The 12,119-nt window shown below is 55.2% G+C and carries 13 protein-coding genes; 5 read left to right on the forward strand and 8 right to left on the reverse strand.

Features of this window, described 5'->3' with window-relative positions; genetic code table 11:
- The first annotated feature begins 266 nt into the window (after nt 1-266).
- Nucleotides 267-1,322: an IS5 family transposase gene (locus RTI30_RS08790; RefSeq protein ID WP_312283651.1), complete on the forward strand. Its 1,056-nt coding sequence runs from the start codon at nt 267-269 to the stop codon at nt 1,320-1,322.
- 609 nt (nt 1,323-1,931) lie between these two features.
- Entirely contained in the window at nt 1,932-3,410 is a 1,479-nt protein-coding gene (wbaP, locus tag RTI30_RS08795) for an undecaprenyl-phosphate galactose phosphotransferase WbaP (RefSeq protein WP_312283652.1), read from the forward strand.
- 616 nt (nt 3,411-4,026) lie between these two features.
- Here the strand turns inward: wbaP and RTI30_RS08800 are convergent.
- Nucleotides 4,027-6,063 carry a DNA topoisomerase 3 gene (locus tag RTI30_RS08800; RefSeq protein ID WP_312283653.1) on the reverse strand — a complete coding sequence of 679 codons (2,037 nt, stop codon included), beginning with the start codon at nt 6,061-6,063 and terminating at the stop codon, nt 4,027-4,029.
- Nucleotides 6,064-6,155: 92 nt separating this feature from the next.
- Nucleotides 6,156-6,464, reverse strand: a complete 309-nt coding sequence (locus RTI30_RS08805; RefSeq protein ID WP_312283654.1) for a hypothetical protein — start codon at nt 6,462-6,464, stop codon at nt 6,156-6,158.
- A 160-nt stretch (nt 6,465-6,624) separates the two neighbouring features.
- On the opposite strand from RTI30_RS08805, the gene RTI30_RS08810 reads away from it, so the two are divergent.
- Both RTI30_RS08810 and RTI30_RS08815 read left to right on the forward strand, forming a co-directional pair.
- Nucleotides 6,625-6,816 carry a hypothetical protein gene (locus RTI30_RS08810; protein ID WP_312283655.1) on the forward strand — a complete coding sequence of 64 codons (192 nt, stop codon included), beginning with the start codon at nt 6,625-6,627 and terminating at the stop codon, nt 6,814-6,816.
- Nucleotides 6,806-7,327 (forward strand): hypothetical protein, encoded by a 522-nt coding sequence (locus RTI30_RS08815; RefSeq protein ID WP_312283656.1) that lies wholly within the window; start codon nt 6,806-6,808, stop codon nt 7,325-7,327. Before RTI30_RS08810 ends, RTI30_RS08815 begins: the two co-directional genes overlap by 11 nt.
- Nucleotides 7,328-7,692: 365 nt before the next feature.
- Here the strand turns inward: RTI30_RS08815 and RTI30_RS08820 are convergent, their stop codons facing one another.
- The 4 genes from RTI30_RS08820 to RTI30_RS08835 form a co-directional block, all read right to left on the reverse strand.
- Nucleotides 7,693-8,217 carry a hypothetical protein gene (locus tag RTI30_RS08820; RefSeq protein ID WP_312283657.1) on the reverse strand — a complete coding sequence of 175 codons (525 nt, stop codon included), beginning with the start codon at nt 8,215-8,217 and terminating at the stop codon, nt 7,693-7,695.
- Nucleotides 8,217-9,410, reverse strand: a complete 1,194-nt coding sequence (locus tag RTI30_RS08825) for an ATP-binding protein (RefSeq protein ID WP_312283658.1) — start codon at nt 9,408-9,410, stop codon at nt 8,217-8,219. Before RTI30_RS08825 ends, RTI30_RS08820 begins: the two co-directional genes overlap by 1 nt.
- 221 nt (nt 9,411-9,631) lie before the next feature.
- Nucleotides 9,632-9,811 carry a hypothetical protein gene (locus tag RTI30_RS08830; RefSeq protein ID WP_312283659.1) on the reverse strand — a complete coding sequence of 60 codons (180 nt, stop codon included), beginning with the start codon at nt 9,809-9,811 and terminating at the stop codon, nt 9,632-9,634.
- A gap of 134 nt (nt 9,812-9,945) precedes the next feature.
- A complete protein-coding gene (locus tag RTI30_RS08835) occupies nt 9,946-10,644 on the reverse strand; it encodes a S24 family peptidase (protein ID WP_312283660.1) in 699 nt (232 codons plus the stop codon).
- Nucleotides 10,645-10,725: 81 nt separating this feature from the next.
- Here RTI30_RS08835 and RTI30_RS08840 point away from each other — a divergent pair, with 81 nt between their 5' ends.
- Nucleotides 10,726-11,022 carry a Cro/CI family transcriptional regulator gene (locus RTI30_RS08840; RefSeq protein WP_312283661.1) on the forward strand — a complete coding sequence of 99 codons (297 nt, stop codon included), beginning with the start codon at nt 10,726-10,728 and terminating at the stop codon, nt 11,020-11,022.
- A 213-nt stretch (nt 11,023-11,235) separates the two neighbouring features.
- Here RTI30_RS08840 and RTI30_RS08845 read toward each other — a convergent pair whose 3' ends face one another.
- Nucleotides 11,236-11,649, reverse strand: coding sequence for a type II toxin-antitoxin system MqsA family antitoxin (locus tag RTI30_RS08845; protein ID WP_312283662.1), 414 nt, complete (start codon nt 11,647-11,649; stop codon nt 11,236-11,238).
- Nucleotide 11,650: 1 nt separating this feature from the next.
- Nucleotides 11,651-11,953 carry a type II toxin-antitoxin system MqsR family toxin gene (locus RTI30_RS08850; RefSeq protein ID WP_312283663.1) on the reverse strand — a complete coding sequence of 101 codons (303 nt, stop codon included), beginning with the start codon at nt 11,951-11,953 and terminating at the stop codon, nt 11,651-11,653.
- Nucleotides 11,954-12,119 lie beyond the last annotated feature (166 nt).

Genomic DNA, 12,119 nt, shown 5'->3' on the forward strand with positions numbered 1-12,119 from the left:
CCTCCCTCTATCAAATTTTGATTTCATGCAGCTACGGCCTATACCCCTTTCCTTGCTAGAGGCTAAATTTATCATGATAAAATGTTGCGCAACAACTTAGAGATTCGGACGTGCGTTCTGTTCCTCGGTTTTCCATGTGGGCCGAAAGATAGTTTGTTGCTCTCAAATGTGGGTTGTCCGTGGCGCGTATTGAAGCGTTCTAAGAGGATGCTGAAAAAGTCCGTGTTATAATTCGTCGAGTTACAGGATGAGGCAGGGGGATAGGCATGCGCGGTGCGAAGGTGGAGACGGGCAATATGTTCAGCTATCTGTCGCCGGAGCAGCGAGTACCGCAGGACCATCCCCTGCGTGCCATCCGGGTGATCGTGGATCGGAGCCTTGAGGCGCTGAACAGCCACTTTGATAGCATCTACTCCGATCTGGGACGTCCCTCCATTCCTCCGGAATACCTGCTGCGGGCTCTGCTGCTGCAAGTCTTCTACAGCATTCGCTCCGAGCGGCAGTTGATGGAACAGCTGAACTACAACCTGCTCTTTCGCTGGTTTGTGGGCTTGGATATGGACGCCGCCGTGTGGGTACCGACGGTCTTTTCTAAAAATCGGGACCGGCTGTTGGATCATGGCACGATCCACCAGTTCTTCCACTCGGTGGTCGAGCAGGCCCGCGCCGGGGATCTCCTGTCGGAAGAGCATTTTTCCGTGGATGGTACCTTGCTGGAAGCCTGGGCCTCCCAGAAATCCTTTCAACCCAAAGATCCTGAGGATCGACAAGGCGATGGCATGGACTTCCGGGGGCAGAAGCGTAGCAATGACACCCACGAGTCGGTGACCGATCCCGATGCCCGGCTGTACAAAAAGAGCGAAGGAGAAGCATCGCGCCTCGCCTACCTGGGGCATGTATTGATGGATAACCGCCATGGGCTGGTAGCCGAAACCATGGTGACCACTGCCGACGGCACGGCGGAGGTTGATGCCGCTGTCCTGATGCTGGACGAGCTGGGAGGAGCGAAGCGCATCACCCTGGGTGCGGACAAGGGCTATGACCGCCACGGTTTCGTTCAGGATCTGCGCGACCGAAATGTCACTCCGCATGTGGCCAGAAAGAAAGCGGGATCGGCCATTGACAGCCGCACGACCCGCCATGCGGGCTATTGCATGAGCATTCACGTCCGCCGACGGATTGAATCCATCTTTGGCTGGATGAAGACCGTGGGCGGAATGCGTAAAACCCGATTCCGTGGTTTGGAGCGAGTGGATCTGCACTTTACCCTGGCCGCCACGGCCTACAACGTCCTGCGCATCTCCCGTCTGAGAGCATGCTGATGGGACAAATCCACCCAAAATCCGGTAATTCGAGGAAATTACCCTCAAAAATGGCGAAAATAACCATGAAATCCGCCGAAAAACCAGAAAACTTCATGATCCCAGCCATCCCGTCGGGAAATCGTTATGTTTTTTCAGCATCCTCCTAAATACCAGCATTGCTTGGCGAAAGCCAGCTGCTTGGTTATCATATATCCATGCAACTCATGGTGATCCGTACTGATGCCGAGTTCATGAGCAAAGGCTAGAAATGTCTCCCTAATGAGAGGGGGGATGGTTAGGACTTCCTTAAAGTCACCTCCAACCCATTGATTCTTCGTTGGCGAACTGAGGAAAAACCTTAAAATGATTAAACCGATCAGCATGAATAGTAGGTGAAAATACTGGATAATAATCAATACTATCAATATATTGACCACAAGCTGGCCGGAGCCCTGGGGAGCAAGCCCCTCGATTCTTGGGTTGCGAGTCACCTCGGCACCTTAACGAATTGAAGAGCCATGCGTTCTTGCCAAGTTCAGGGCTATAATGCCTAGGAACAAGCTGCTACTGCATGCATAGTTCCTGGTCGCTAAGGGCGTAATACGCTGATTCTTCAGGTGGTAAGGCATGACAGCGACTACAAAATCCGCAGTAACAACGCGTGGGCGTGTGTGGTGGTTTCAATGGGTGTCTTATGCGCTCGCATTAGGCGACATGGCAGCGCTTTTGGTGGCATTTTATCTGGGCCGTCTTTCCCATGCTTTTTATTTTCATCTAAATCCCGCTTGGGTGCTGCTCCATTGGTGGGGCAGCTACGCGCAAATCAACCTGCTGCTTTTTCTCGTATTGTCGGCATTGGGCATCGTGGCCTTCGCCTTTAAGGGTCATTATTCCCGGCGCAAGGCCTTTTGGGATGAGACAGGTGAAATACTGGGAACATTCATCCTCTTGCTAATATTGAATGCTGCCATTGTCTTTGCCGGTAAATGGCAAATGTCACGTCTGTGGCTCTTTTCTACCTGGGTGCTGGTCATGGGACTCTTGCCCCTGACACGATGGCTGCTGCGCCGAGCTTTGCAGAGTCTTGGGGGCTGGGCGCGACCGGTGGTAATCATCGGTTGCGGACAAAACGCTGCCGAGGCCGTCCGCGCCCTGAACAGCGAGCCCATGCTTGGTTATACCGTAGAACGGGTTCTGTTGCCGGGGGGGTGCAGTCTAGATGCCAGGAGCTTTCCCGCCCATGCGGCTATAGAGGCCCTGGGAGAGGATCCTTTGACTACCCTGGCCCGTTTGGGGAAGCCCCATGTGGTGCTGGCTCTTGATATGGATCAGTGGGAGCTCCAAGAACGACTAGTGCGCTCCCTGGGTCTCAACTATCCAAACCTCACCATCGCGCCTCCGTTGCGCGGCCTGCCGCTTTTTGGCATGGAGGTCATGCACTTCTTTAGCCACGAGGTACTGATGCTGCGGGTGCGGGACAATTTGTCTCGGTTTGTCCCGCGCATCACCAAACGTCTTTTCGATTTAATCGCCGCCTCGTTGCTCGTGGTGATCTTGTCGCCGCTGCTTCTTTACATTGCTTGGCGCATTCGCAGGGAAGATGGCGGGCCAGTGTTTTTTATACAGGGGCGCGTGGGAAGGCAGGGTCGCCAATTCGGTTGCCTGAAATTCCGTAGCATGGTGATGGATGCAGAGGATCGCCTGAAGCAATATCTGCGCGATCATCCCGATGTGGCTGCCGAATATGAAAGAAATTTCAAGATCCGTAACGATCCCAGGGTGACGCGGATCGGGAAGTTACTGCGGCGCGGCAGCCTGGATGAACTACCACAGCTATTCAATGTGTTGCGGGGCGATATGAGTCTGGTGGGTCCCCGTCCTTTATTAGAGCGGGAGCTTGACCGTTACGGGAAAAATATTTGCCTTTATCGTTTGGTATATCCAGGTATTACCGGTCTATGGCAGGTCAGCGGGCGATCCGAAACCACATTCGATGAACGTGCCCAGCTCGACGCTTGGTATGTGAAAAACTGGACGCTCTGGTACGACATCGTCATCTTGCTGCGCACCATCAAGGTGGTTTTGCGGCGAGATGGGGCTTATTGAAGCAGAGGTTGAACGGCCGTTCTTGACGTGCGCCTTGCAAAGGCGGTGTTTTCCAGCGGATGCAAGCCCCGCCCGGCCAAGTGCTCCAGCCGGAAGCAACCGGAGCAGCTATGGGTTCCTCAACATTTGGTGTACCGGCTGGTCCAGCACAGCTAGAGCCGTCAATAAGGCGGTGGGTTGCGGGGATGACAGCGGCGTCTACCGGGTAGACAAATTTTGGCCGGGCGCCGAATTAATTTCCGTGAAAAAACCAGCGAGGCACGAACGCTTCCCGGGAGGACACGCAGTGTACTCCTTCTTTATCTTGCATTCAGTTTTTTCCGGGAAATTGAAATTTTAGAGCACTTTTGTCTACCGGGTAGACGACGTTCTTGATGGCGCTTCCGGCGTATTTTGTCTACCGGGTAGACAAATCCTGAAGGTGGGTATCGACCATTATCCCCGCAATCAACGGCCCAGCGCCCAGGCAACGAAGGGGGCCATCCAGCCCCCGGCGGTAGCATGGGTTTTAGGCGGAAAGCCGGAACGTGTACCGGCTGGTCCGGTAAGGCCGGAGCCGCCCACAAGGCGGTGGGTTGTGGGGATAACAGCGGCGTCTACCGGGCAGACGGCTTTTTCATGACTTTTGTCCCCATTTTTGGCCCAGCTTTTTGGCATCCTGCTTGTCTGTTCCCCAGCAGGATTGGCAACCTTCGCACTTGTAGAACACACCACCGCTTTTCATTTTCAGCGCAACCGTGGCTTTTTTGCAGGAGGGGCACATTGGCCCGGCCTTGGGCGGAACACGCCCCTTTCCTGGAGAGCCTTGCCCGCCTCCCGGCTTCTGCGCTTCCCCAATGGATAGGTTCATGCTTTTCGCAGTCTCCACCATCCGGGCCACAAACTTTCGTTGCAGGGCTTCAAAATCTGCCAAACTAACCCGTCCCTCTGCTACTCCGGCTAAAGCATCCTCCCATCGAGCCGTAAGCACAGGGTCCGTCAACTCCGTAGGCAAGGCATGGACCAACGCCCGACCTGCCTGGGAGGAAATGATCTGCTTACCCTTGCGCTCCAGAAACCCCCGCGTAAGAAGGGTCTCAATGGTATTGGCCCGGGTGGCTTCCGTGCCCAGACCGGATGTCTCCTTGAGCTTTTTTTTGGCTTCCTCGTCTTCGATGAACTTATGGATGTTGCTCATTGCCTCGATGAGCGATCCGTCCGTAAAGCGGGAAGGCGGCTTGGTCTGTTTCGCCTGCACGTCTACCGCCTGAACGGGTAGAGACTGTCCTTTTTGCAGGGTCGGGATGGGCTGCGGAGCGTCATCTTCCTCCTCGTCGATCATGCCATAGACGGCTTTCCAGCCTGCGGAAACCGGGACATTGGCAGTTGCCTTCCAGTCCTCGGCGGCACAGGCAAGCACAACCTTGGTCGCCCGGTACACATAAGGGGAATAGAATTGGGCCAAGTAGGATCGGACGATGATTTCATAGACCTTGGCGATAACCGGGCTCATGCTGCCCTGCATGGCGCCGGTCGGGATGATGGCATGGTGGGCCGTGACCTTGCCCGTATTCCAGATGGCCGATTTGCGCTTGGCATCGGCTCCCTTCACCAGATCCGCGTGACCCAGCTTCGCCAGGCCTGCCAGCACACGACCCGCCTCGCCATGCTGTTCTTCCGGTAGATACCGACAATCGGTACGCGGATACGTGGTCGCCTTGTGCTCTTCATAAAGGGCCTGCGCAGCATCAAGAACCTGCTGTGCTGACATCCCCAGCCGGGCAGAACAGACCTTTTGCAATTCCGCCAGAGAAAAACCCAACGGGGCCTGCTGGCTTTTCTCGGTGCTGCTGTAGTCCTTGACCGTGGCTTTCCCTTCGGACTGGGCCTTGGCCATCAACGCATCCGCTGCCTTGCGGTCGGTCAGATAACCCTCGCCATCCACCCCAGGGGCATTCTCGCGCAGTTCCCATGCGGCCCAGAAGCCGGCATGGATCCGGGGAACGAAGTAATCTTTCGGCTGGAACTTCTCGATCTTCTCATCCCGCGCTACCACCAGTGCCAGGGTCGGCGTCTGCACGCGGCCGACAGAGACCGTCCCTGAACCGCTGTTGCGCACAGTAAACGCCCGGGTGAGATTCATGCCCATAAGCCAATCGGCTCGGCTACGGGCTTCTGCAGAGTCTCGCAAATTCCGGTAATCGTGATTGTCCTTCAGATTCCCCAGTGCCTTTTTCACGCTCTGCTCATCGAGGGCCGCTAGCCAGATCCGTTCCGTCTTCCCCTTCCAGCCCAGTTCTTCCAGCACTTCATCCACCAGCAACTGACCCTCACGATCGGGATCCCCGGCGTTGACCACAACCGTAGCCTTTTTCAGCAAATCCCGAATCACTTTGATCTGTTTCTTGGCGTCCTCCTTGGCCCTCCGCTGCCACTGCTCCGGGAAAATAGGCAATTCCTCGAACCGCCATTTCTTTTTGCCCTTGGGATTCACCGGCACGGTGTCCGGGGTATAAAAATCAGGATCCTCCTGCTCGAAGATGTGACCGAAGCACCAGGTCACCATCGTATCCGATCCGCACTGGATGTAACCGCTACCCTTGGACTTGGTGCCCGGGAGATATTCTGCAATGCCTTTCCCAAGGCTGGGCTTTTCTGCAATATAGAGCTTCACAACGGCACCCCAACTATTCAGCCATGTACGGCTGGGTATAGATCAGCGCTGGGTCTACGCCTTGGCGTAAGAATACCAAGGCCACCCATCGTTCAGAGCCAAAACACCACAACCTTTTTCGGAGACTGACTCCCCACTCGCTTTTGCACTTTGATATGCCCCTGAATCTCGCCGCCGGCATCCAGCTTTTCCAGGACGACATCCCGATTCACATCTTTTCGGTACAGCCATCCCAACGGAGTTGCTGCACAACCATCCAGCCAAACGCCCACGGCATCCGTATCAAAGGGGTTTTGCCGGTCGCGCGCAATGTGTACCCTGTTTTCTTTGGGTATTCCTCTCAACCCGGAGGCCGCAGGAAACTCCCGATTAAAGGCCAGGTTGGAAACCCGCCTACTCACAACGTGCCGCCATGAATTTCTCTATTCGTCTGCGCATCACCACTGTCTCCCAGCCTGCAACCAAACTTGGCCTGTGCCGTGGTATAGATCCGATCCGGGTTACTCTCTGGCCCACCGATGATCTATACCCGATCACTCTTGCAGTGAAACAGGGCAGGTTATGCAATACGAAGAATGCAACGCAGTAACAGACGATGATCTCTGTCAGGAAGCCTTCCTGGCTGACGGTGCTCCAGACCTATGGGTCGCCGCAGCCTGGGCCATCAACGGGCATCGGGACGAAAGCATACCCTCACAGACGCCTGATGAGATTTCTCCCTGGGAAAACGAGGACATTCCTGATGCTGACTGATCTCATGGTCATGAATCTCCCCGAAGACCTGCAAGAGGAGGTCCTGACCATCACGGAATGGCTGCCCCCTCTGATGCCCGTCTCCTACCCCAAGGCCAAAACGCTGATCTATGCGTGGCGACAACTCTCAGAGGAAGCGCTGGCATGGTCCGGGGCGAAACTGGTGACCCGCATCGATGGTGCTGCCTACAGGAAGAATCCTGACCAGTATCAGTCCCCAGAAGAGAAATCGGTCGATTACACTGCCGACCTGTGGCAACCATTCGCTCACCCATGGAGGATGTTCGATCAATCCGTGGATTTGGCAGAAATCGTCGGATACCTGAAACTACACGTCGGTACCTGGGGGAAAACGCAAGTCGCCCGGCGCAGGCACCACAGCCGCGACCGGCTGGACAGCCTGGCCCTTGGTATACAAATCCGACCGATCAACTCGACGGCCGCCTTGTACCTGCTCGGGGAACGGTCCCTAGTAGAAATCATCAGGAATGATCTGAAAGATCAGAGGTAGAAAGTCTAGGCGTGACCCACTGGTGCCCTGCTCTGTTTACCATGCCCCTGCCATTCCTGCAGGGGGCTATGGATTCTATGCTATGGGCACAATTTTAGCTGGGTAGCATGCATTTTGTGTTCCAGCACTTTCAATACGGCATAATCCGTTTTTACTCCGGCATCTATTTGCCATTGCGTAACCCGCACGCGGCAAATCAAAATGTCCGATACAAGCGTCTGCCAATGATAGCAAAGCCGGCGCCATATCCCGCATATCCATTTCGTGCGTATCCAGGGCTGGGCCGTCATAGGTAATCCGGAAATGTTCAGCGCTCATGAGAGAGAAATTACCACAGTTCCAGGGTGAGTATAGCCGCTTTACACTCAAGCTCTATGCCGTCCGCCAGCTCGCAAGCAGGCGCAGCAAGTCGTCCAGCGTAGGCTCATTCGATCGCCCGGCTTCCAGGGCATCCATGCCGAAGTGCGTGGCGTAACACGACGGTCAAGGTCATTACTGACGAAAGACGCGAACCTTGCTTTCAACTCTCTCGTAGAGCCATCCGCATTTTGTCTAATGGTGCGCAGCAGCATCCCCTCGATACAGGGAACAGATTTCAACACGAGAATACTATTTTGGCGTGCACGCTGTTGCACGGCGGGTGTCCAATCCGTGTCGGTATCGAGCAACGCGGCAATCCGGTCGTACTCACGTACACGCCGCTGGCGAATGGCGTAATCCACCACATGCTTCGCACCTTTGCCGTGTGCACATCCCACGGTCACTCGCAAGCCGCTTCCACGCTGCACATACAACGATTTGACATGTAGCAAAAAGGCTTCATCCGCCTCGCCCTCGCCCACGAGCAGCAGGGTACGGTATTGCTGACGTATGGCGAGCCGCGATGCCATTACAAATTGGGAACCGCGCCAAACGCGCCGGCCATATATTTACCATACAGGCTGACATCGCCGCGCACGCCGCTGATCTGATCAAGCCGGAAAGCGGTGCTTTCGCAGTCCGGGCTCTTCTCCACCAACATGACCTGCTGCTTACCCAGCAGGTTCAGCACTTCAATGGCGTGGCTGGTAAACACCAGCTGGGCGTTGTGAGGATTAGTACGCTGGCTGGCAAAAAGATCAAGAATTGCTGCCAGCATGTGGGGGTGCAAGTCGCTCTCAATTTCGTCAATAACCGCCAGGCCGCCCTTGTTCAGGGTGGGTAACAAGAAGGAGAGCAAGGAGAACGCACTCTTGGTGCCGTTGGACTCCAGAAAGAAAGGCAACTCGAAATCCTGGCCGTGGCTGACATGGTGACCATAGGGCATCCAGATCTTCTGCTTGACGTCGGGATCGGTCACGCTCTGCACAACTTCGGACTCGCGGATGCTCAAGCCAGATAGACCCAGATCCCAACTGTACAGCAGTCGCTCCATCTGCTCGCGCAGGGACGGGTTCTCGTAGAAGCTCTTGCCGGCTTGCAACACGGCCAGGTCGCCAGTTTGGACGCGGCCCACCATGTTGACATTGCTGCTAACGATGGGTGTGGCCAGGCTAAGTGCCAACGGCACACCGTATTGCGCGGCCCAGGCGATCAACGATACGTTGGGGCGCGCCTCGACTGACTTGCTCTGGTCAAGGCCAAAATCTTGCTGCCGCACGGTGTAGGCCGCTTTGGCTTCATCCCAGTCCCGAATATAGACATAGCGGAAGCGGTCATGCTTGCGGTAAAGCGCCTCATGCAGCACGCGCTGCGGTGTGCAGCGCAACACATAGCGCCACAGTTCGCCCTCAATCTCGGCGGTACATTCCAGCTCCACCGGCTCGGCAGCGTTGGCAAAGTGCGGAGAAACGGGAATTGGCGCACCTGGCTGCGTCTGCTGAAATGACGCACTCAGGAACCAACCCAGAAACGCCAAGGGCTTGAGCAAGGCGGTCTTGCCAGAGGCATTCGCACCAATAACGCCCAGCACCTTGGATACACGCTGACCGGACACGCTGGTCGCGACCCAGTCAGTACGGGGCGCACGCTCATTGATGAGGAGATTGACCTCCACACGATCCCGAAATGACTGGAAATTGGTCGCTGCATAGCTGTGCAGCATAATAGCTCCTAAGTTAGGTTTGGCACAATATTACGTTTGAAATCTAATTTAACTTATCTCAGTCGTGTTGTCGATGGTCTGAATGAGTCCTTATATCTTGGAACTTGTCCTTACGGATCGGCATCCTCCAGAGGTAAATGTTTTTCAATGGTGTTCTCTTTTTTTGAACTGGCCAGTGGTCGCACTCGCCTTTAACGATCCATGGTGCGTGGTATCACGCATCACACCACCACCTTGCTGACCCGTCCCGCCCGGCTGATGGCGGCCATGAGATCAACGATCCGGACGGATCGCTCGAAGAGATAGGTCAGTGCAAGCCCGTCTCGATACTGGACGGCGATCTGGATTCGGCTTTGTTGCGGAATCAGGGTACAACGGTGTACTGCCAAAGAAGGTGCCATGTTGTCGTCTCCCAAGGTGGCCCCGCCGGGTGTGGCGGGGTTTTGATGGGATCTAATATAACCATTAGGTTTATAAAGTCAAATATGTGGTTATATTTGAGAGCAGTTGTTTTGCTCGGATTGGCTCTTTTCTTTTACTTAAAGCGCCTTAGCGCTTCTCTCACCACGCCCACAATAACACTCTTCCCCAATGGCCGTGTGGGAAAATCTTGGTTTTTTGGCATCAGATACCACTCTCCACCATCCCTGACCAACATTTTGATGTTGGCCTCTCCATCCCCGTTTCGGGCGACCACAATGTCTCCATGGCCATACGCCATGTCAGGATCTACCAGCACTAGAGCCCCATGCTGAATATCAGGTTCCATGCTGTTACCGATCACGCGGAGGAAGAACGCACGGGGGCTGCAGTGCAGACTGGTTGGAATCAATTCCGTTTCCGGGTCCCTGCGTGCGGCTTCTATGGCTTCCGATGGTTCTCCGCCAGGAACCGTGCCAAGGACGGGATACCAACCTCGTATATTCGGCCCCTCTTCGAGGTGATCCGGAAGCATCTCTACGGTTGGCGTGTCGATGCGGGCAGGTTCGTTTATTGGTGAACAAACTTCGATATCCTCCAGGTCTTCAGCAGGGATCCCCGTGATTTTCGCGACGCGTACCAGTTCTTTGCGCGGAACTCCCCTAACTTCCCAATGAGAGTAATTTTGGGGGTTCTCTAACTTGAGAACGCCCAATGCGTATTGCCGCTTGGATGGGATGTTCCTCTTCAGACGATCTCTTTCCAGCGCTTCAAAAGCGGTCTTAGAACCTGTCATTTTGCTTTTCGCATCCATAACCAAATTGTTTACCTTCTATCCAGTTATTGGAAGAACCATTGTGTTGACATTATAACCTCTAAGGTTATACTTGTGTCCATGAACGGACTGAAAAAAGCCATTACTCATTGTGGTTCCAAAGCCGCCCTAGCCAGAGCCGTCGGCGTGGTGCCTATGACTGTCTCCCATTGGGTTCAACGCGGTATCCCCATAGACAAGGCCATCGCCATCGAGCGTGCCACCAACGGCGCAGTCACCCGCGAGGAGCTGCGCCCAGACATTTTTCTCCGAGAGGGCGCTTCGCACCGCTCCGACCCACAGCCAGCGGAGCCCACTTCTTCGCAAAGGCGCAGCGGCGCATTCACCCCCTGCTTTGGAAGAGGAGAAATGGCATGACTACCCCGCGCTCCGGTGCGTCACACAGGATTGTGGACATCCAGTGTCTTGGGCTTTTACCAATAGGACCCACCAGCCGCTTCAACGGCCTCCACCGTCGCGGGCGCTGTAAGAGCGCAAGCCCTCCCCAAGCCCAAGGACTCGAGAGGGACTTCGCATGAGATATATCACAGCATTACCGAACGATTTCGTACAATCGCACCAAGCTGATACTCAATCCGCGCGCCGCACTTCATCCATTAATTCGGGGTGTCTACCGAGCAGATCCAACAGAATCCTGGTAGATTTAGGAGGGCGCGTCTTGCCGCGCTCGTACTCGGAAAACGCGGATACGCCACCCCCGAAGAGCAGTCCAGCATCTCTCTGGCTCAAGCGCAAACGCTTGCGTATCGCCCGCAACGCCTGTCCCTGCCGGATGGCTGCACTTTTTCGCATCTCCGCCAGTGCGTCCGCATACCGTTGTGCTTCCCCCTCGTCGAACTCGCATTCGCCACAGACCGGACAATGCCATCCGGAAACAGCCGGTACGGTATCGGACAACGTGTCCACAGAGATGACCATGTCCCGGGTATCATGTACGAGTTCCGTGCCGTCGTCACACTGTAAGCAAAATCGTTTTTCCGTCATATCAAAGCTCCTTGAACTGAATCACCACCGCCCCTGGGCGCAGTGTGATCTTGATATAGGCCGTTTTCCCGTTGGGGCAAGTGGCGTGATAAACGTCCTGCCATACCCGACTATCCGCGTAAGTAGTCATGCTTTTGAACAGCGTTTCCGGTTGCAGTCCAAGAACGACCGCCAATCCGTCGGCCAGAGAAAGACCCATCAGATCCAGTCCCCGCAAGGCAGTAGCCGTGAAAGCGCCAACGCCAAGGCGGGCAACGGCGGCCTTGACCTCTGGCAGGGGGTAGTGGGCCTTTCGTTTCTCCATTGGCAATATTATATGGAATCCATAAGTTTTGTCCAACAGCGTGTTACTTCCATACCTGAATTCCGATTGCATAAGTTCACAAACCTTTGGCACTTCTTTGGCGAGGGAGGAGTGCCATGCAGGTTCAACATGTCGGGTACCGGATCCGGGGGTTTTACCGGGTAGC

The sequence above is a fragment of the Candidatus Igneacidithiobacillus taiwanensis genome (assembly GCF_031962545.1).
Lineage (GTDB): Bacteria > Pseudomonadota > Gammaproteobacteria > Acidithiobacillales > Acidithiobacillaceae > Igneacidithiobacillus > Igneacidithiobacillus taiwanensis.

What these genes read in the sequence shown, in the direction of transcription:
- RTI30_RS08790 (WP_312283651.1), top strand. Translation starts at nt 267, where the DNA reads ATGCGCGGTGCGAAGGTGGAGACGGGCAATATGTTCAGCTATCTGTCG.
- wbaP (WP_312283652.1), top strand. Translation starts at nt 1,932, where the DNA reads ATGACAGCGACTACAAAATCCGCAGTAACAACGCGTGGGCGTGTGTGG.
- RTI30_RS08810 (WP_312283655.1), top strand. Translation starts at nt 6,625, where the DNA reads ATGCAATACGAAGAATGCAACGCAGTAACAGACGATGATCTCTGTCAG.
- RTI30_RS08815 (WP_312283656.1), top strand. Translation starts at nt 6,806, where the DNA reads ATGCTGACTGATCTCATGGTCATGAATCTCCCCGAAGACCTGCAAGAG.
- RTI30_RS08820 (WP_312283657.1), bottom strand. Translation starts at nt 8,217, where the DNA reads ATGGCATCGCGGCTCGCCATACGTCAGCAATACCGTACCCTGCTGCTC.
- RTI30_RS08825 (WP_312283658.1), bottom strand. Translation starts at nt 9,410, where the DNA reads ATGCTGCACAGCTATGCAGCGACCAATTTCCAGTCATTTCGGGATCGT.
- RTI30_RS08830 (WP_312283659.1), bottom strand. Translation starts at nt 9,811, where the DNA reads ATGGCACCTTCTTTGGCAGTACACCGTTGTACCCTGATTCCGCAACAA.
- RTI30_RS08835 (WP_312283660.1), bottom strand. Translation starts at nt 10,644, where the DNA reads ATGGATGCGAAAAGCAAAATGACAGGTTCTAAGACCGCTTTTGAAGCG.
- RTI30_RS08840 (WP_312283661.1), top strand. Translation starts at nt 10,726, where the DNA reads ATGAACGGACTGAAAAAAGCCATTACTCATTGTGGTTCCAAAGCCGCC.
- RTI30_RS08845 (WP_312283662.1), bottom strand. Translation starts at nt 11,649, where the DNA reads ATGACGGAAAAACGATTTTGCTTACAGTGTGACGACGGCACGGAACTC.
- RTI30_RS08850 (WP_312283663.1), bottom strand. Translation starts at nt 11,953, where the DNA reads ATGGAGAAACGAAAGGCCCACTACCCCCTGCCAGAGGTCAAGGCCGCC.